Genomic DNA, 15,880 nt, shown 5'->3' with positions numbered 1-15,880 from the left:
GCTTTCATGCCTAACTCATCGAACACCATGGACAATGCACAACGAGCCATCAATCCCTTCGACCACCTGATCGTCGGCCTCGACCGGGCGCTGCGCGTGGTGGGCGGGGTCGCCAAGGCGTCGCGTCCGAATCCGGGCGCGCAGGCGCAGCATGCCGAGCTCAACGCGCAAGAGCAGCGCCACGCCGCCGGCCTGATGCGGGTGAACCACGTGGGCGAGGTGTGCGCCCAGGCGCTGTACGATTCCCAGGGCCGCCACGCCTCGACCCCGGCCCTGCGCGCCCAGTTCGCCGAAGCCGGACGCGAAGAAGAAGACCACCTGGCCTGGACCGCCGAGCGCCTGGGCGAACTCGGTTCGCAGCCCAGCCTGCTCAATCCGCTGTGGTATGCCGGTTCCTACGTGCTGGGCACGGTGGCGGCGCGCATGGGCGACGCGGTCAGCCTCGGCTTCGTGGTCGAGACCGAGCGCCAGGTCGAGATGCACCTGGACGGCCACCTCGACGAACTGCCGCCGCAGGACGCCAAGTCGCGCGCCATCGTCACGCAGATGCGCGACGACGAGATCGAGCACGGCGCCAAGGCGCAAGCCATGGGCGCGGCCGAGATGCCGCTGCCGGTGCGCATGGCGATGCGCGCCATGGCCAAGGTGATGACCAAGACCGCGTATTACATTTGACCGTTACCGGCCGGGATCACGCCTCGACGATCTCGAACGAGTGCGTGATCTCGGCGCTTTTGGCCAGCATGATCGACGCCGAGCAGTACTTGTCGTGCGACAGGTTCACGGCGCGCTCGACCGCCGCCTGTTTCAGGTTGCGTCCGCTGACCGTGAAGTGGAAGTGCACCTTGGTGAACACCTTCGGATCGACCTCGGCGCGTTCGGCCTTCAGGGTCACGTCGCAGCCGCGCACGTCCTCGCGCCCGCGCTTGAGGATCAGCACCACGTCGTAGGCGGTGCAGCCGCCGGTGCCCAGCAACACCATCTCCATCGGGCGCGGCGCCAGGTTGTGGCCGCCGCCTTCCGGCGCGCCGTCCATGCTGACCAGGTGGCCGGAGCCGGTCTCGGCCCGGAAGCTCATTCCCGACGGGCCATTCCAGCTGACTTTCACTTCCATTGCATTCTCCGCTGTCGTGTCAAATGAGGGCTATTCTATGCGAGGGCGGGCATGGCTGCGGAAAGCCGCCGCAACGCCCGGCCGCGCGCAGCCTCACACCGCCAGTACGTAGCGCTCGCTCTGCATGCGCCGGCTGGCGAACGCCACCGCCGCCAGCGCCGCCAGCGCCGAGCAGGCGAAGGTCAGCACGAAGGGCAGCGGGCCGAGTTCGCTGCCCTTGGCGGTTTCGCGCAGCAGGGTCTGGTTCGACAGCATCGGCACCAAGTACATCCAGCCGGCCGTCTTGAGGTCGAGCATCGACACCGCCAGGCCCGGCACCATCGGCACCAGCGTCACGAACGACAGCACGCTCTGCGCTTCCTTGAACGACTTGGCGTTCATGGCGACCGCGATCTGCACGCCGGCGGCGAACAGCGACAGCGGTACCGAAGCCAGGCATACCAGCGCCAGGTCGCCCCAGCCCACGCGCCACGACAGGCCGATTTCCTCAAGCGGCAGCCAGGACAGGACCACGTGCGCCAGCGTCAGCGCCAGCGTCATGCCGGCGGCGGCCAGGGCGCCGGCCGCCAGCCATTTGCCGACCACCAGCTCCCAGGCATGCGCCGGCTGCGCCATCAGCACTTCCAGCGAGCGCCGCTCGCGTTCGCCGGCGGTGCTGTCGACCGCGGCCGACATCCCGCAGATAAAGGCCGGGAAGAACAGGAAGCCCAGCATGCTGCCGATCAGGCCGGCCGAGCGCGCCGCGGTGCTGCCGGTGTCGTAGCGCTGCAGCCGGATCGGCGACAGCGTGGCCGGCGATACGCCGTGCGCCAGCAGGCGCGCGCTGGCGATGTTGGCGTCGTAGGCGTGCAGCACGTCCTCGACGTCGCGCCGGCGCCGGTCTTGCTCGGTGGCCGAGTCGTACCACAGCTCGATGCGCGCCGGCCGCATCGCCTGGTAGTTTTCCGTAAAGCGTTCCGGCAGGCGCAGCAGCGCCACCATCTTGCGCGCGCGCAGCAGGGCGCCGATCGCTTCCTCGTCCATGGGCGCCGTCTCGTGCACGGTGATGTTCTTCTGCTTGAGCTGGGCCATCAGCGTGGGCGCCTGGGTGCCGCCGATCACGGCCAGCTCGATGCCTTCGCGCTCGCTGCGGGTGGCGCGCTCGATCTGCTGGTTGAGCACGTAACCGAGCATGATCGGGTAGATCACGGTGAACATGGCCAGCAGGCTCAGGGCGCGGCGGTCGCGCAGGGTCTCGCGCAATTCCTTCAGGAAGACGATGCGCCACTTCGCCTTGCGGCGTGCCTGCCCGGTAGCGGTCGCGCTCATGCGGCGATCCCCTCGTCGGTGCCGACCAGGCTGACGAACGCGTCTTCCAGGTTGGCGATGCCGGTGCGCTCGCACAGCGCGCGCGGCGAACCCTGGGCCACGGTATGGCCCTTGGCGATCACGATCACGTCGTCGCACAGGTGCGAGACTTCCTGCATCACGTGGGTGGCCATCACCACGCAGCAGCCCTCGTCGCGCAGCCGCGCCAGCGCCTGGCGCACGGCGCGCGTGCTCATCACGTCCAGGCCGCGCGTCGGCTCGTCCAGCAGCAGGTGGCGCGGGCGGTGCAGCAGGGCGCGCGCCAGCGCCACCTTGATGCGCTGGCCCTGCGAAAACCCCTTGCTGCGGCGCTCGAGGATGTCGCCCATCGCCAGCATTTCCGATACCTCGTCGATGCGGCGGCGCAGGGCGGCGCCGTCCATGCCGTTGAGCTCGCCGAAATAGGTGAGATATTCGCGCGTGGACAGGCGCTCGTACAGGCCGAACTGGTCGGTCAGGAAGCCGATGTTGGCGCGCACCCTGAGCGGCTCCCTTTCCGGGTCGACGCCGTCGATGGCGATGCTGCCGTGGTCGCGTTTCAGCATGCCGACCAGGGTGCGCAGCAGCGTGGTCTTGCCGGCGCCGTTGGGGCCGAGCAGGGCGGTGATGTGGCCGTCGCGGGCGGTGAACCCGACGCCGCCCAGCGCCTGGACGGCGCCGAACTGTTTGCGGACTTCGTGTGCTTCGATCATGGCGACTCGCTGGTCAAGGTTGGGGGCCGGCGCTGCCGAGCTGGAAGGTGGGAGCGGGAATCTCGGCGAGGCAGGCGCCGTCGACCTGGTCCTGCGGACGGTCGAAGAAGGCGCGCAGCAGGCGCGGCGCGCAGCCCAGCTGCGACACGCCGTGGCCGACATTGGGCGCGGTGAGCTGCTGGGCGTGCGCCATGTGGCGCGCCGCGCTGGCGGCGCGGTGCGGCGGCGTCACCGGGTCCTGGGCGCCGGACAGCAGCAGGGCCGGCGCGGCGATGCGCGCCGGTTCGGTCCACGGCGCCGCCGGCACGTTCATGGCGCGGCACAGCGCCGGCAGGCGCCCGACGATGGCGCGCGTCAGCGGTGCGGCGTCGCTGGCCGCCAGCGCCGGGGTCAGGCGCGGCATGTCCTCGGCGCACACCACGGCCAGGTGCATCAGGGTGGCGGGCGAGCCTTCGGCGCTGAAATCCGCCGCCAGGTTGCGCCGGGCGACGAACGGCTGCCAGCGGCCCTGGGCCGCGCTGTGCAGCAGGAACGGCAGGCGGCGCGCGTCGGCCGGGGCGTACAGCATGCCGTGCATGGTGCCGAACAGGCGCGCGCTGGTCATGGTGGTGTCGACCTGGCGCGCGGTGCGCGGATCGGGCAGCGACAGCTTGAAGCCGCCGGCGCTGGCGTCGAGTTTCGCCACCAGCGCATCGAACTCGGTGCGCAGCGCCGGATACGCCTTGCTGCAGCCGGCATCCGCGGCGCATTGCCGGAACAGCTGGTCGAGCGCGGCCTGGCTGTCGCGTCCGCCGGCCGGGATCACCTGGTCCGGCGCCGCCACGCCGTCCAGCGCCAGGGCGCGCACGTTACCGGGGTAGGCGCGCGCATACACCTGCGCCAGCCGGGTGCCGTAGGAGCCGCCCCACAGGTTGATCCGGCCATAGCCGAGCGCGCGCCGCACCTGCTCGATGTCGCGCGCCGCGTTGGCGGTGGTGTAGGCGGCGAACGGCGCCTTGCTGGCGGCGATGCAGCGCAGCATGGCGGCGTCGGCCTGCTGGTCGGTGGCGCTGTCGTCCGCGTCACCGCTGTCGCATTCGAGCTTGCCGGACAGGCCGGTGCCGCGCTGGTCGATGAACACGATGTCGCGTGTGGCGCGCACGCGCCGGAAGGCGGTGGACAGCAGCGGCAGCACGTCGCTGCCGGCTTCGCCGGGACCGCCGGCCAGCACGAATACCGGATCGGGACGCGCGCCTTCGCGCAGCGCCGGGGCGACCGTCACGTGCAGCGTGAGGGTGGCGCCGGGGCGCGCCGCATCGAGGGGCACCGGCAGGCGCAGGCAGCGCAGCCCTTCCTCGACGCCGGGCAGGTGGCAGCCGTGGGTGGCGGCCGGCGCAGCGTGGGCGGCAAGCGGCGCGGCGAAAAACGCGGCAAACAGGGCAGCCGTCAGCGGCGCTTGTGGAATCGGACTGGATCTCACGGAATCTCCTGGTGGATGCCGACCAGTCTAATTTGCAGCGGTTTTCACGGTCAACTAGAAGTTGCAAATATGCATGACCCAATTGTCGTGTTCGTCCAGCCACGCATGCGGCTGCATGCCTTGCGCATGACTTGACGATGGTGCGTGAAACCGGCTATGATCGTGGGCTTTCCATTTGCTCAGGAAAAGACAATAAGGCAGAGTCCGCGGCAGCAAGAGCGGAACCACCATTGAGCATTCATTACCTAGATATAGGAAGTCAACATGAAAACTTTTTCCGCTAAGGGCCATGAAGTCCAGCGCGATTGGTACGTGATTGACGCGACGGACAAAGTCCTCGGACGTGTTGCCAGCGAAGTGGCACTCCGACTGCGCGGCAAACACAAGCCGGAATTTACTCCGCACGTCGACACCGGTGACTTTATCGTCGTCGTCAACGCAGGCAAGCTGCGCGTGACCGGCACCAAGGCCACCCAGAAGACCTACTACCGTCACTCGGGCTACCCGGGCGGTATCTACGAAACCAACTTCCTGAAAATGCAACAGCGTTTCCCGGGCCGCGCCCTGGAAAAAGCCGTCAAGGGCATGCTGCCGAAGGGCCCGCTGGGCTATGCCATGATCAAGAAGCTGAAAGTGTACGCGGAAAGCACCCATCCGCACGCTGCCCAGCAACCGCAAGCACTCGACATCTAAGGAACTGCCATGATCGGTAACTACAATTACGGCACCGGCCGTCGCAAGAGTGCAGTCGCCCGCGTGTTCATCAAGGCCGGCACCGGCCAGATCATCGTCAACGGCAAACCGGCCGCCGAGTACTTCTCGCGCGAAACCGGCCTGATGGTCATCCGTCAGCCGCTGGAACTGACCGGCAACGTCGAGCGTTTCGACATCAAGGTCAACGTGCATGGCGGCGGCGAGTCCGGCCAGGCAGGTGCAGTGCGCCACGGCATCACCCGTGCACTGATCGACTACGACGCAGGCCTGAAGGGCGACCTGGCACGTGCCGGTTTCGTCACCCGTGACGCCCGTGAAGTCGAGCGTAAGAAAGTTGGTCTGCGCAAAGCACGTCGCGCAAAGCAATTCTCGAAGCGTTAATCCGTATTACCCAGTGGATGCGCGGCACCGCGTGCCGCCGTCCCCGCAAAAGCCGCCCGCTGCAAAGCCGGCGGCTTTTTTGTTGCCATAATTCGGGGTCAGAGCAAATTCGAGAAAAATTCGGGGTCAGAGCAAATTCAATCGAAATGGATTGGTAGAAAAAATAACGGCAGGCGGACTGAATAAGCGTGCTGATTCTCGTCCATGAAGTTTCCGACTGCGCGAAAACAGCATTCAAACTGCCTAAAAGCTATTTCTTTAATTTGTGCTCTGACCCCGAATTTGTGCTCTGACCCCGAATGGTGGTGAACTGCTAGAATTGCAGCCTCGTCTCGCTGAGCCCTTATTTTTTACAAGGAAAGAACATGATCAAAGTTGGCATCGTTGGCGGCACCGGTTATACGGGTGTGGAATTGCTGCGCCTGTTGGCGCCCCATCCTGAAGTGCAACTGACTGCCATCACCTCGCGCAAGGAAGACGGCTTGCCGGTCGCCGACATGTTCCCTTCGCTGCGCGGCCACGTCGACCTGGCGTTCTCGAGCCCCGACAAGGCCGACCTGACCGAATGCGACGTGGTGTTCTTCGCCACCCCGCACGGCGTGGCGATGGCACAGGCGCCCGAGCTGCTGGCGGCCGGCGTCAAGGTCATCGACCTGGCCGCCGACTTCCGCCTGAAGGACCAGGCCACCTTCGAGAAGTGGTACAAGATCCCGCACACCGCGCCGCAGCTGCTGGAAGAAGCGGCGTACGGCTTGCCGGAACTGAACCGCGAAGAGATCCAGAAGGCGCGCCTGATCGCCAACCCGGGCTGCTACCCGACCACGATGCAGCTGGGCTTTTATCCGCTGCTCAAGGCCGGCATCGTCGACGCCGGCAACCTGATCGCCGACTGCAAGTCGGGCGTGTCCGGCGCCGGCCGCAAGGCCGAGATCGGCACGCTGTTTTCGGAATCCAGCGACAACTTCAAGGCCTATGGCGTGCACGGCCACCGCCACACGCCGGAAACCGCTGCGCAATTGCAGCGCTTCACCGAGCAGCAGGTCGGCCTGCTGTTCACGCCGCACCTGGTACCGATGATCCGCGGCATGCACGCGACGCTGTACGCGCGCCTGAACCAGGACATCAGCAACGAAGCCCTGCAGGCCTTGTTCGAAGCGCAGTACCGCGACGCCGAATTCGTCGACGTGATGCCGTTCGGCGCGCATCCGGAAACGCGCTCGACGCGCGGCTCGAACATGCTGCGCATCGCCCTGCACCGTCCGGACAATGGCAACACCGTGGTCATCCTGGTGGTACAGGACAACCTGGTCAAAGGCGCGTCGGGCCAGGCCGTGCAATGCATGAACCTGATGTTTGGCTTCCCGGAAAGCACCGGCCTGAAGCAAATTGCGCTGTTGCCGTAAGGCATTTGTACCACACGAGCCAGATCAAGGCAGGCGCCTGCCGGCGAGGTAAATTGGTCGTTGCATGTCATTTGCCATGCAACCTTTACTTTGCACAGGGGCCTGCCAATGTTCGGTCGTAACGCTAAAAGCGAAATCGATAGCCTGATCGGTATTTCCGCGCGCATCGAGGGGGACTTGCTGTTCACCGGCGGCCTGCGCATCGACGGCGAAGTGCACGGCAACGTCATCGCCAGCAATGGCGGCGAGAGCATGCTGATCGTGTCCGAGCATGCGCGCATCGAAGGCGAGGTGCGCTGCGCCAACCTGGTCGTCAACGGCTACATCGCCGGCACCGTGTTTTCCAGCGAACTGCTTGAATTGCAGCCGAAAGGCCGCATCCATGGAGATGTCCATTACCGCCTGCTGGAAATGCATGGCGGCGCCCTGGTGACCGGCAAGCTGACCCATCAGCCGAGCTCGGCCGCAGCGGGCAGCGAGCCGGTGTTTCATTTAGGCGTAACCGAGGCAGGGGCCTCAGCATGACTGGCGCCAACCGTCTATAATGGACAAATTCCGCATTCAATCAGGAGCTTATCCATGACCGCAATCGCCGAATTGCATCGCTCGCAAGAGCAGGACGCCATGCCGTCCCCCATCGTCTTCTCGGACAGCGCCGCGCAAAAGGTGGCCCAGCTGATCGAGGAAGAAGGCAATCCCGACCTCAAGCTGCGCGTGTTCGTGCAGGGCGGCGGCTGCTCCGGTTTCCAGTACGGCTTCACCTTCGACGAGATCGTGAACGAAGACGACACCACGATGGAAAAGAACGGCGTCCAATTGCTGATCGATTCGATGAGCTACCAGTACCTGGTCGGCGCCGAGATCGACTACAAGGACGACCTCGAAGGCGCCCAGTTCGTCATCAAGAACCCGAACGCCACCTCGACCTGCGGTTGCGGTTCCTCGTTCTCGATGTAAGCTGTCGTCGTTCTGCCTGAATGGCCGCCCGGCATCGCCGGCGCGGCCATTTTCTTTTTTATTGGTAAATGGACAATCAAAAGGCATGCAAGTAGACTGAACGGAATACTTGTCAGGAAGCGAACATGCCGGGTAAAACCCTTTCGATCGTCGCCAGTGCGGCGATTGCCCTGTCGTCTTTCACCGCCCTGGCCCAGGATGTCAATGCGGCCGGCGTCGCGGCCGCCACTGCGCGAGCTATCGAGCTCGACGACGGCAACGGCGCTTACCGCACGCGCAGCCACCGCAACCTGCTGGCCGGGCGCCTGGGCGTCAGCCCCGTCGAGACCCATCGCAGGATCGAGCAAGCATTCCAGCAATTGTTCCATGGCGACGGGCAGGAACAGCGCGTGTATTTCGAGACCGGCGCCAACGCCGACGGGCCGCTGGCCTACGTCACCGATTGGGCCAACAACGACGCCCGTTCCGAAGGCATGAGCTACGGCATGATGATCGCCGTCCAGCTCGGCAAGAAGCGCGAATTCGACGCGCTGTGGAACTGGTCCAAGACCTACATGCAGAACACCGACCCGGGCAACCCCTCACGCGGCTACTTCGCCTGGTCGATGAACACCGACGGCACGCCGCGTTCGGTGAGCGCCGCACCCGACGGCGAGGAATACTATGCGATGGCCCTGTACTTCGCGGCGCGGCGCTGGGGCAACGGCAAGGGCATCTACGATTACCAGCGCGAAGCCGACGCCATCCTGCGCGGCATGCGCCACCATCCGGTCGTCACCGCCACCACGCCGTTCCGCATCCATCCGGCAGACGCGCCGTTCGTCGAACCCGCCACGCCGTGGCCGAGCCTGAACAACCGCAGCGAACAGGCGTTGGCGGCGAAGGCGGGCAAGCCCTGGCCGCCGCGCCGGCGCGACCCGGCGCCGCATGCGGTCACGGTGGGGCCGATGGTCGACGAAGCCCATGCCATGGTGCGTTTCGTGCCGGAAACCAACGTGCCGGGCAGCGACCCCTCCTACCATTTGCCGGCCTTTTACGAGTTGTGGGCGCGCTGGGGACCGGTCGAAGACCGCGCGTTCTGGGCGCGCGCCGCCGCCGTCAGCCGCGATTACTTCGTCAAGACCGCCAACGGTGCCACCGGCCTCGGACCCGACCGCGCCGATGCCGACGGCGTTCCCTTGCCCGGCTGGGACGGCAGCCCCGGTGCCTTCGGCTACGACAGCTGGCGCACCGTCAGCAACTGGTCGATGGACCAGGGCTGGTGGGGCAAGGATGGACGCCAGCGGACGCTCAGCGACCGCATCCAGGGATTCCTGTACGGGCAGGGCATCGACCGCTTTGCCGACCGCTACACGCTGGACGGCAAGCCGCTGTCGAACCGGCACTCGACCGGCATGCTGGCCGCGGCGGCGGTCGGCGCGCTGGCGGCCACGCCGGGGCCGGTGCCGGACGCTTTCTTGAAAGCCTTGTGGGAAACGCCGGTGCCGGCCGGCGAGCAGCGCTATTTCGACGGCATGCTGTATTTGATGAGCATGATGCACCTCGGCGGCGAGTTCCGCATCATCGACCGGCCCGATCCGGGCGGCACAAGGCGCTGACGACGCTGCGCACGCCGACGGCGCGCACGTTGCCCGGTGGATTCGACGGTTGGCGCTCAGGCCGGGTACAAGGCCCCCAGCACGCGTGGACCGGCCGCGCCGGTCACGGCCGGCAAGTTGCCCGGCCGCCGCCGCATGAACTGGTGCCCCAGCCAGGCAAAGGCGAGCGCCTCGACCCGGTTCGGCGCCACGCCCAGCTTGTCCGTGGATTCGACCGGCGTAGCGCCGCCGAGCGCCGCCGCCAGCTCGCGCAGCAGCGCGCCGTTGTAGGCGCCGCCGCCGCACACGTACACCGCCTGCGCCGTCTGCTCCCTGGTTTCCAGCCGGATCGCGCGCGCGATCGACACCGCCGTCAGGCGCGTCAACGTGGCCTGCACGTCGACCGGAGACAAGCCCGGGCGGCGCGCCAGCTTGGCATCCAGCCACTGCTCGTGAAACAGGTCGCGCCCGGTGCTCTTGGGCGCCGGCTGTGCGAAATAGGCTTCGTCCAGCAAGATGTCCAGCAACTGCGCATCGACCCGGCCGCTGGCGGCCCAGGCGCCATCGGCATCGTAGGGCTGGCCGCGGTGGCGCGCGATCCACAAGTCCATCAGGGCGTTGCCCGGACCGGTATCGTAGCCGCCCACGCGGCCGTCGCCGTGCAGCACGCTGATGTTGCCGATGCCGCCGATGTTGACCAGCACGCGCAAAGCACCTTCCTTGCCGAAGCGGGCCTGGTGGAAGGCCGGCACCAGCGGCGCGCCCTGGCCGCCGGCGGCGACGTCGCGGCTGCGGAAGTCGGCGATCACGTCGATGCCGGCCAGTTCCGCCAGCAATGCCGGGTTGTTGGCCTGGTGCGTGAAGCCGAGCTCGGGCCGGTGGCGGATGGTCTGGCCATGCACGGCGACCGCGCGCACCGGACCGGGAGAGCGCGCCAGCAGCGCCTTGACGCACTCGGCGTAGCAGCGCGCCAGGACATTGGCGGCCAGGGCTTCACGCTCGATTTCGTTGTTGCCGGGCGCCTGCAGCGCCATCAGCTGGGCGCGCAGCGCGGGCGGGAAGGGCGTGAAGGCCGATTCCAGGGTGCGCATGCCGCGTCCGGAAAAATCGGCCAGCACGCCATCGACGCCATCCATGCTGGTGCCGGACATCAGGCCGATGTAGAGGGAAGAAGCCGCCATCGTCGTGCTTTCGTATCGGTTAAAAACAAAACGCCTTGCAGCGCATGGTCATGCGGTGCAAGGCGTTCGCTCGGTGCCGGACCGGCTTTAAGAACTATCGGATCAGCGCGCCGCCATTGCGTTGCCGGCCGGGGTCAGCAGCGAGAAGCGGTGCGACATGTCGGCGGCCGCGACCTTGAAGCGCGACATTTCGCTGTTGTTCAGCGGTTGCGGGGTAATGTTCTTCATCGCCAGCGGATCGGTGGCCTGGCCGCCGACGCGGAATTCGTAGTGCAGGTGCGGGCCTGTGGCCCAGCCGGTCGAGCCGACGTAGCCGATCACGTCGCCCTGCGCCACCTTCTGGCCGCGGCGCAGGTTGCTGGCGAAGCGGCTCATGTGGCCGTAGGCGGTGCTGTAGTTGGACCAGTGGTTCAGGACCACCATGTTGCCGTAGCCGTTCGAGGCGCCGACGAAATCGACGGTGCCGTCGCCCGAGGCGCGGATCGGGGTCCCGGTCGGGGCCGCCATGTCGACGCCCTTGTGCTGCTTCCACACGCCGAACACCGGGTGCATGCGCATCGAGAAGCCCGACGAGATGCGGTTGAACGCCACCGGCGACTTGAGGAAGCCTTTTTTCAGCGACTTGCCGTCCAGGCTGTAGTAACCGCCCTGCTTGGTGACCGGATCTTCGTACCAGACCGATTGATAGGCCACGCCGCGGTTGATGAATTCGCCCGCCAGGATGCGGCCGGTGCGGACCATCTCGCCGTCCAGCCAGAAGGTTTCGTAGACAACATTAAAACGGTCGCCGCGCTTGAGGTCGCCGCGGAAGTCGATGTTGTTCGAGAACATCTCGATGATCTGGTTGACCACCGAATCGGGCATCTGGCCGCCGCCGTCGACGTTGGCGTCGGTAGCGGAATACAGCGAACCGTTGCTGATCTCGCGCGAACGCATTTCGACGCGGCGCTCGAGCTGGGCCGCGGCCTGGTTCGAGACGAATTTTTCGCCCTTGCGCATGACGGTGACGGTCTTGACATTGTCCTTGTCGCCGATGGTGGCGCGCAGGGTCAGCAGCAGGCCGTTCTCATCGGTCTCGGCCTGGATGCGCTTGCCGGTCTTGAGGCTCAGGATGTTGCGCGCCAGCTTGTCGCTGCGCACGAACGCTTGGGCCTGCTGGTCCTCAATGCCGAGGCGGGTGAAGACGGTGCCGAGGGAATCGCCGGCGCGGATGCGCTCTTCGTGGATGAATTGCTGCTGTTCCTGTTGCAGGGCAGCGATCTGGTCGGACAGGTTCGGCAGCTGCAGGTCCTGGGCGATCGACTTGGCCGGGGTGTCGGCCAGGTCGGCGATCGGGGCGACCGCGGTGGCGCCGAAGGCGCACAGGGTCAGGGCGGCGGCGCCGCCGGCCACGATGCGGGTTTTGCGGCTCGTGTCAGCCAGGCCGAACCAGCGCTTGCCGGTGATTTTCTGTATTGGGTTCATGCAATCAGTTAAAATTTACCGCTTGATTAGCCAAGACACAGCGCTTTAATTATTGTTTTGCTTCTTGTTGTCGTTGAAACTTTTCAGGCAGCAAGATTGATGGGATCGCGAATTATAGCCTAATACTCGTTCCTACAACCGTTTTAGCCAAACTCCTACAAATATTTTATGACTTCCCCAGAACAATCTGGTAATGCGAAAAGTACAACTTCCGTTTCCGGTGCACAGGTATTGCCCTTGAGCGACGCCGTCCAGGAAGCACTCGCCATTACCAAGCGCGGCGTCGACGAATTGCTGATCGAAAGCGAATTCGCCCAGAAGCTGGCGCGCTCGGAACAGAGCGGCAAGCCGCTGCGCATCAAGCTGGGCCTGGACCCGACCGCGCCGGACCTGCACCTCGGCCACACGGTAGTGCTGAACAAGCTGCGCCAGCTGCAGGACCTGGGCCACCAGGTGATTTTCCTGATCGGCGATTTCACCTCGATGATCGGCGACCCGTCGGGCCGCAACGTCACGCGCCCGCCGCTGACCCGCGAGCAGGTGGAAGCCAACGCAATGACTTATTTCAAGCAGGCTTCGCTGGTGCTCGACGCGGCGCGCACCGAAATCCGCTACAACTCGGAATGGTGCGACCCGCTCGGCGCGCGCGGCATGATCCAGCTGGCCTCGCGCTATACCGTGGCGCGCATGATGGAGCGCGACGACTTCACCAAGCGCTACAAGAGTGGGACACCGATCTCGGTGCATGAGTTCCTTTATCCGCTGATGCAAGGCTATGATTCCGTCGCTTTGAAAGCGGACCTTGAGCTGGGTGGAACGGACCAAAAATTCAATTTGCTGGTCGGCAGGGAACTGCAAAAAGATTATGGGCAAGAGCCGCAGTGCATCCTGACGATGCCGCTGCTGGAAGGCCTGGACGGCGTCGACAAGATGTCGAAGTCCAAGAACAACTACATCGGCATTACCGAGCCGGCCAACACCATGTTCGGCAAGCTGATGAGCATCTCGGACGTGATGATGTGGAAGTACTACGAGCTGCTGTCGTTCCGCTCGCTGCAAGACCTGGCCGCGCTGCGCGCCGAGGTCGAGGGCGGTAGGAACCCGCGCGACGCCAAGGTGGCGCTGGCCCAGGAAATCGTGGCACGTTTCCACTCGCAGCAGGCGGCCGAGGATGCGCTGGCCGACTTCGTCAACCGCGCCAAGGGCGGCATTCCGGAAGACATCGTCGAGATCACCGTGCCGGGCGCGCCGCTGGGCCTGGCACAGCTGCTGCGCGCGACCGGCCTGTGCGCCTCCAGCTCGGAAGCCATGCGCATGGTCGACCAGGGCGGGGTGCGCATCGACGGTGCCGTCGTGTCCGACAAGGCCTTGCAGGTCGAGGCCGGCACCTTCGTGCTGCAGGTCGGCAAGCGCAAGTTCGCGCGCGTGACCCTGTACGCCGGCGCATGATCGGCCTGCTGCAACGGGTCGGCGCCGCCAGCGTGACGGTCGACGGCGCCGCGGTCGGCGCCATCGGGCGCGGCCTGCTGGTGCTGGTGTGCGCCGAAAAGGGCGACACCGAGCGCGAGGCCGACGCCCTGCTGGCCAAGCTGCTCGGCTACCGCGTGTTTGCCGACGACGCCGGCAAGATGAACCGCAGCCTGGCCGACGTCGACGGCGGCCTGCTGCTGGTGCCGCAGTTCACGCTGGCGGCAGACACCCGCTCCGGCACGCGTCCGTCGTTCTCGCCGGCGGCTGCGCCGGCGGACGGGCGCCGCCTGTTCGATTATTTCGTACAGGAAGCGCGCCAACGTCATGGCACGGTCGAGACCGGCCGCTTCGGCGCCGACATGCAGGTGGCGCTGACCAACGACGGTCCGGTCACCTTCTGGCTGCGGATTGATCCACCCAAGACATCGGGCTGAAATACCTGAAACCAGCATCGCGCCGGCGGGGTCAATACCAGCAGGCCTCATGAGGGGACAACGATGAACATCTGGAGCGACTCCTTTACCGAAGGCAGCATGATTCCGGCGCGCTGCGCGTTCGCCGAGATCGATCCCGCCAGCCACGCCAGGCTGTCGAGCAACCGCAGCCCGCACCTGGCCTGGGACGAGGTCCCGGCCGGCACGCAATCGCTGGTGCTGCTGTGCCGCGACCTCGACGTGCCGACCGAGGGCAGCCGCGTCAACCGCAAAGGGCAGGTCGTCCCGAACGCCTTGCCGCGCACCGATTTCTATCACTGGTCGCTGGTCGACATCCCGGTCTGCCTGAAGTCCTTCGGCGAAGGCATGTTTTCCGACATGGTCACGCCCGGCGGCAAGAGCGGGCCGCCGGTGCCGTTCACGATCAAGAACGGCACCGAGCACCAGCTGCGCCACGGGATCAACGACTATACCGGCTGGTTCGCCAGCGACCCGGACATGGCCGGCGAGTACTATGGCTACGACGGCCCGTGTCCGCCCTGGAACGACGAGCGCGTGCACACCTACGTGTTCACCCTGTATGCGCTCGACATCCCGCGCCTGCCGCTGGACGGACGATTTACCGGCACCGAGGCGCGCCTGGCGATCACCGGGCACATCCTCGACGAAGCCAGCATCTTCGGCGTGTATTCGCTGAATCCCGCCGTCGCCGCCAACCTGCCCAGGGATTGACGGCCGGCTGGCGCAACCATGATCAAACCATGCTCGCCCCGGGGTTCGGGCCGGCGAACCTCATGACGACATCCGTGACACAGACAATCGACGCAGACTTCACATCATCCATGACCGGCGCCGACGCCGCCGACGTTACCATCCTCCTGATCCGGCACGGCGAAACCGCGTGGAATGCCGAGCGCCGCCTGCAGGGGCACATCGACATCCCGCTGAACGCCGAGGGCGAGCGCCAGGCCGCGCTGCTGGCCGCGGCGCTGGCCGGCGAAACCATCGACGTACTCGTGTCGAGCGACCTGATGCGCGCGCGCCAGACCGCCGGCGCCATCGCCGCGGCGCGCGCCATGCCGTTGCTCGAAGACCCCGGCCTGCGCGAGCGCAATTACGGCGGCTTCGAAGGCTTGCTGTATGCACAGATCGGCGAGCGCTATCCGCACGAATTCGCGGCCTGGCAGGCGCGCGAAATCGACGCCGCGGTGCCGGATGCCGTGACGGCGGCGGGCACCAGGCACGGCGAGACCTTCCGCGCCTTCTACGAGCGCGCCACCGGCGCCATCCTGGCGCTGGCAGCCCTGCATCCGGGCAAGACCTTGGTGTTGGTGGCGCATGGCGGCGTCCTGGAATGCGCCTACCGTATGGCACAGGGCCTGCCGTTGGCGACGCCGCGCGACTTCAAGGTGTTCAACGCCAGTATCAACCGGTTTACGGTGCGCGGCGGCAGCCTGCGCCTGCAGAGCTGGGGCGAGGTGGCGCACCTGCGGCCGGCGCTGATCGACGAATTGTCCTGAACCCGCACCGTCGGGCTGACGCTCAAGCTTGAATGTTCGCTATCTTGGCAGGCTGGCAATAACCGCAGGCAGGCTGGCGGACGATGGCATTTGCTGATCGGCCCTGCAACAATTTATGACAAAACCTGCCGCTAATTTAAGCAGGGCTTCGGGTAGAATAGCGCGTT

General features: G+C 66.0%; 17 protein-coding genes. 11 read left to right on the top strand and 6 right to left on the bottom strand.

The genetic code is table 11. The features are described from left to right. Positions 1–6 precede the first annotated feature (6 nt). On the top strand, positions 7–675 hold the full coding sequence (gene coq7, locus HH212_RS04265; RefSeq protein WP_229217562.1) for a 2-polyprenyl-3-methyl-6-methoxy-1,4-benzoquinone monooxygenase: 669 nt from the start codon (positions 7–9) through the stop codon (positions 673–675). Positions 676–691: 16 nt separating this feature from the next. Here coq7 and HH212_RS04260 read toward each other — a convergent pair whose 3' ends face one another. The 4 genes from HH212_RS04260 to HH212_RS04245 form a co-directional block, all read right to left on the bottom strand. Continuing rightward, a complete protein-coding gene (locus tag HH212_RS04260) occupies positions 692–1,114 on the bottom strand; it encodes an OsmC family protein (protein WP_169434239.1) in 423 nt (140 codons plus the stop codon). Positions 1,115–1,207: 93 nt separating this feature from the next. Beyond that, positions 1,208–2,422, bottom strand: coding sequence for an ABC transporter permease (locus tag HH212_RS04255; protein ID WP_169434238.1), 1,215 nt, complete (start codon positions 2,420–2,422; stop codon positions 1,208–1,210). Continuing rightward, entirely contained in the window at positions 2,419–3,153 is a 735-nt protein-coding gene (locus HH212_RS04250) for an ABC transporter ATP-binding protein (RefSeq protein ID WP_169434237.1), read from the bottom strand. Before HH212_RS04250 ends, HH212_RS04255 begins: the two co-directional genes overlap by 4 nt. A gap of 13 nt (positions 3,154–3,166) precedes the next feature. Next, positions 3,167–4,612 (bottom strand): alpha/beta fold hydrolase, encoded by a 1,446-nt coding sequence (locus HH212_RS04245; protein WP_229217561.1) that lies wholly within the window; start codon positions 4,610–4,612, stop codon positions 3,167–3,169. Positions 4,613–4,876: 264 nt separating this feature from the next. Here HH212_RS04245 and rplM point away from each other — a divergent pair, with 264 nt between their 5' ends. From rplM to HH212_RS04215, 6 genes are all read left to right on the top strand, one after another. After that, a complete protein-coding gene (gene rplM / locus HH212_RS04240) occupies positions 4,877–5,305 on the top strand; it encodes a 50S ribosomal protein L13 (protein ID WP_169434236.1) in 429 nt (142 codons plus the stop codon). Between the two features lie 9 nt (positions 5,306–5,314). Next, positions 5,315–5,707 (top strand): 30S ribosomal protein S9, encoded by a 393-nt coding sequence (gene rpsI, locus HH212_RS04235; RefSeq protein WP_028102305.1) that lies wholly within the window; start codon positions 5,315–5,317, stop codon positions 5,705–5,707. A 365-nt stretch (positions 5,708–6,072) separates the two neighbouring features. Beyond that, positions 6,073–7,110 carry an N-acetyl-gamma-glutamyl-phosphate reductase gene (gene argC, locus HH212_RS04230; protein ID WP_169434235.1) on the top strand — a complete coding sequence of 346 codons (1,038 nt, stop codon included), beginning with the start codon at positions 6,073–6,075 and terminating at the stop codon, positions 7,108–7,110. Positions 7,111–7,218: 108 nt separating this feature from the next. Beyond that, positions 7,219–7,635, top strand: coding sequence for a bactofilin family protein (locus HH212_RS04225; protein ID WP_170205261.1), 417 nt, complete (start codon positions 7,219–7,221; stop codon positions 7,633–7,635). Between the two features lie 54 nt (positions 7,636–7,689). Further along, a complete protein-coding gene (gene erpA, locus HH212_RS04220) occupies positions 7,690–8,067 on the top strand; it encodes an iron-sulfur cluster insertion protein ErpA (protein ID WP_169434234.1) in 378 nt (125 codons plus the stop codon). 125 nt (positions 8,068–8,192) lie between these two features. Then, positions 8,193–9,665: a family 8 glycosyl hydrolase gene (locus HH212_RS04215; RefSeq protein WP_169434233.1), complete on the top strand. Its 1,473-nt coding sequence runs from the start codon at positions 8,193–8,195 to the stop codon at positions 9,663–9,665. Between the two features lie 56 nt (positions 9,666–9,721). On the opposite strand, the gene HH212_RS04210 is transcribed toward HH212_RS04215, so the two are convergent. Together HH212_RS04210 and HH212_RS04205 are read right to left on the bottom strand one after the other, a co-directional pair. Beyond that, entirely contained in the window at positions 9,722–10,825 is a 1,104-nt protein-coding gene (locus HH212_RS04210) for an anhydro-N-acetylmuramic acid kinase (protein WP_169434232.1), read from the bottom strand. 102 nt (positions 10,826–10,927) lie between these two features. Next, positions 10,928–12,289: a M23 family metallopeptidase gene (locus HH212_RS04205; RefSeq protein ID WP_169434231.1), complete on the bottom strand. Its 1,362-nt coding sequence runs from the start codon at positions 12,287–12,289 to the stop codon at positions 10,928–10,930. 168 nt (positions 12,290–12,457) lie between these two features. On the opposite strand from HH212_RS04205, the gene tyrS reads away from it, so the two are divergent. The 4 genes from tyrS (at position 12,458) to HH212_RS04185 (ending at position 15,713) form a co-directional block, all read left to right on the top strand. Next, positions 12,458–13,738: a tyrosine--tRNA ligase gene (gene tyrS / locus HH212_RS04200; RefSeq protein ID WP_169434230.1), complete on the top strand. Its 1,281-nt coding sequence runs from the start codon at positions 12,458–12,460 to the stop codon at positions 13,736–13,738. Beyond that, positions 13,735–14,193: a D-aminoacyl-tRNA deacylase gene (gene dtd / locus HH212_RS04195; RefSeq protein WP_169434229.1), complete on the top strand. Its 459-nt coding sequence runs from the start codon at positions 13,735–13,737 to the stop codon at positions 14,191–14,193. The genes tyrS and dtd overlap by 4 nt, the downstream gene beginning before the upstream one ends. A gap of 63 nt (positions 14,194–14,256) precedes the next feature. Continuing rightward, positions 14,257–14,925, top strand: coding sequence for a YbhB/YbcL family Raf kinase inhibitor-like protein (locus HH212_RS04190; protein WP_169434228.1), 669 nt, complete (start codon positions 14,257–14,259; stop codon positions 14,923–14,925). Between the two features lie 110 nt (positions 14,926–15,035). Beyond that, complete coding sequence (locus HH212_RS04185) at positions 15,036–15,713, top strand: histidine phosphatase family protein (RefSeq protein ID WP_169434227.1); 678 nt, start codon at positions 15,036–15,038, stop codon at positions 15,711–15,713. Positions 15,714–15,880: the final 167 nt, after the last annotated feature.

The organism is Massilia forsythiae (assembly GCF_012849555.1).
Lineage (GTDB): Bacteria > Pseudomonadota > Gammaproteobacteria > Burkholderiales > Burkholderiaceae_D > Telluria > Telluria forsythiae.
The sequence above is the reverse complement of the archived record's forward strand: the minus strand, read 5'-3'. Positions and strand labels throughout refer to the sequence as shown.

Excerpts from the sequence above, each read along its gene's own strand:
- HH212_RS04215 (WP_169434233.1), top strand. The coding sequence starts at position 8,193 with ATGCCGGGTAAAACCCTTTCGATCGTCGCCAGTGCGGCGATTGCCCTG.
- HH212_RS04205 (WP_169434231.1), bottom strand. The coding sequence starts at position 12,289 with ATGAACCCAATACAGAAAATCACCGGCAAGCGCTGGTTCGGCCTGGCT.
- rplM (WP_169434236.1), top strand. The coding sequence starts at position 4,877 with ATGAAAACTTTTTCCGCTAAGGGCCATGAAGTCCAGCGCGATTGGTAC.
- dtd (WP_169434229.1), top strand. The coding sequence starts at position 13,735 with ATGATCGGCCTGCTGCAACGGGTCGGCGCCGCCAGCGTGACGGTCGAC.
- HH212_RS04185 (WP_169434227.1), top strand. The coding sequence starts at position 15,036 with ATGACCGGCGCCGACGCCGCCGACGTTACCATCCTCCTGATCCGGCAC.
- HH212_RS04210 (WP_169434232.1), bottom strand. The coding sequence starts at position 10,825 with ATGGCGGCTTCTTCCCTCTACATCGGCCTGATGTCCGGCACCAGCATG.
- HH212_RS04260 (WP_169434239.1), bottom strand. The coding sequence starts at position 1,114 with ATGGAAGTGAAAGTCAGCTGGAATGGCCCGTCGGGAATGAGCTTCCGG.
- HH212_RS04250 (WP_169434237.1), bottom strand. The coding sequence starts at position 3,153 with ATGATCGAAGCACACGAAGTCCGCAAACAGTTCGGCGCCGTCCAGGCG.
- HH212_RS04255 (WP_169434238.1), bottom strand. The coding sequence starts at position 2,422 with ATGAGCGCGACCGCTACCGGGCAGGCACGCCGCAAGGCGAAGTGGCGC.
- rpsI (WP_028102305.1), top strand. The coding sequence starts at position 5,315 with ATGATCGGTAACTACAATTACGGCACCGGCCGTCGCAAGAGTGCAGTC.
- erpA (WP_169434234.1), top strand. The coding sequence starts at position 7,690 with ATGACCGCAATCGCCGAATTGCATCGCTCGCAAGAGCAGGACGCCATG.
- argC (WP_169434235.1), top strand. The coding sequence starts at position 6,073 with ATGATCAAAGTTGGCATCGTTGGCGGCACCGGTTATACGGGTGTGGAA.
- HH212_RS04190 (WP_169434228.1), top strand. The coding sequence starts at position 14,257 with ATGAACATCTGGAGCGACTCCTTTACCGAAGGCAGCATGATTCCGGCG.
- tyrS (WP_169434230.1), top strand. The coding sequence starts at position 12,458 with ATGACTTCCCCAGAACAATCTGGTAATGCGAAAAGTACAACTTCCGTT.
- HH212_RS04225 (WP_170205261.1), top strand. The coding sequence starts at position 7,219 with ATGTTCGGTCGTAACGCTAAAAGCGAAATCGATAGCCTGATCGGTATT.
- coq7 (WP_229217562.1), top strand. The coding sequence starts at position 7 with ATGCCTAACTCATCGAACACCATGGACAATGCACAACGAGCCATCAAT.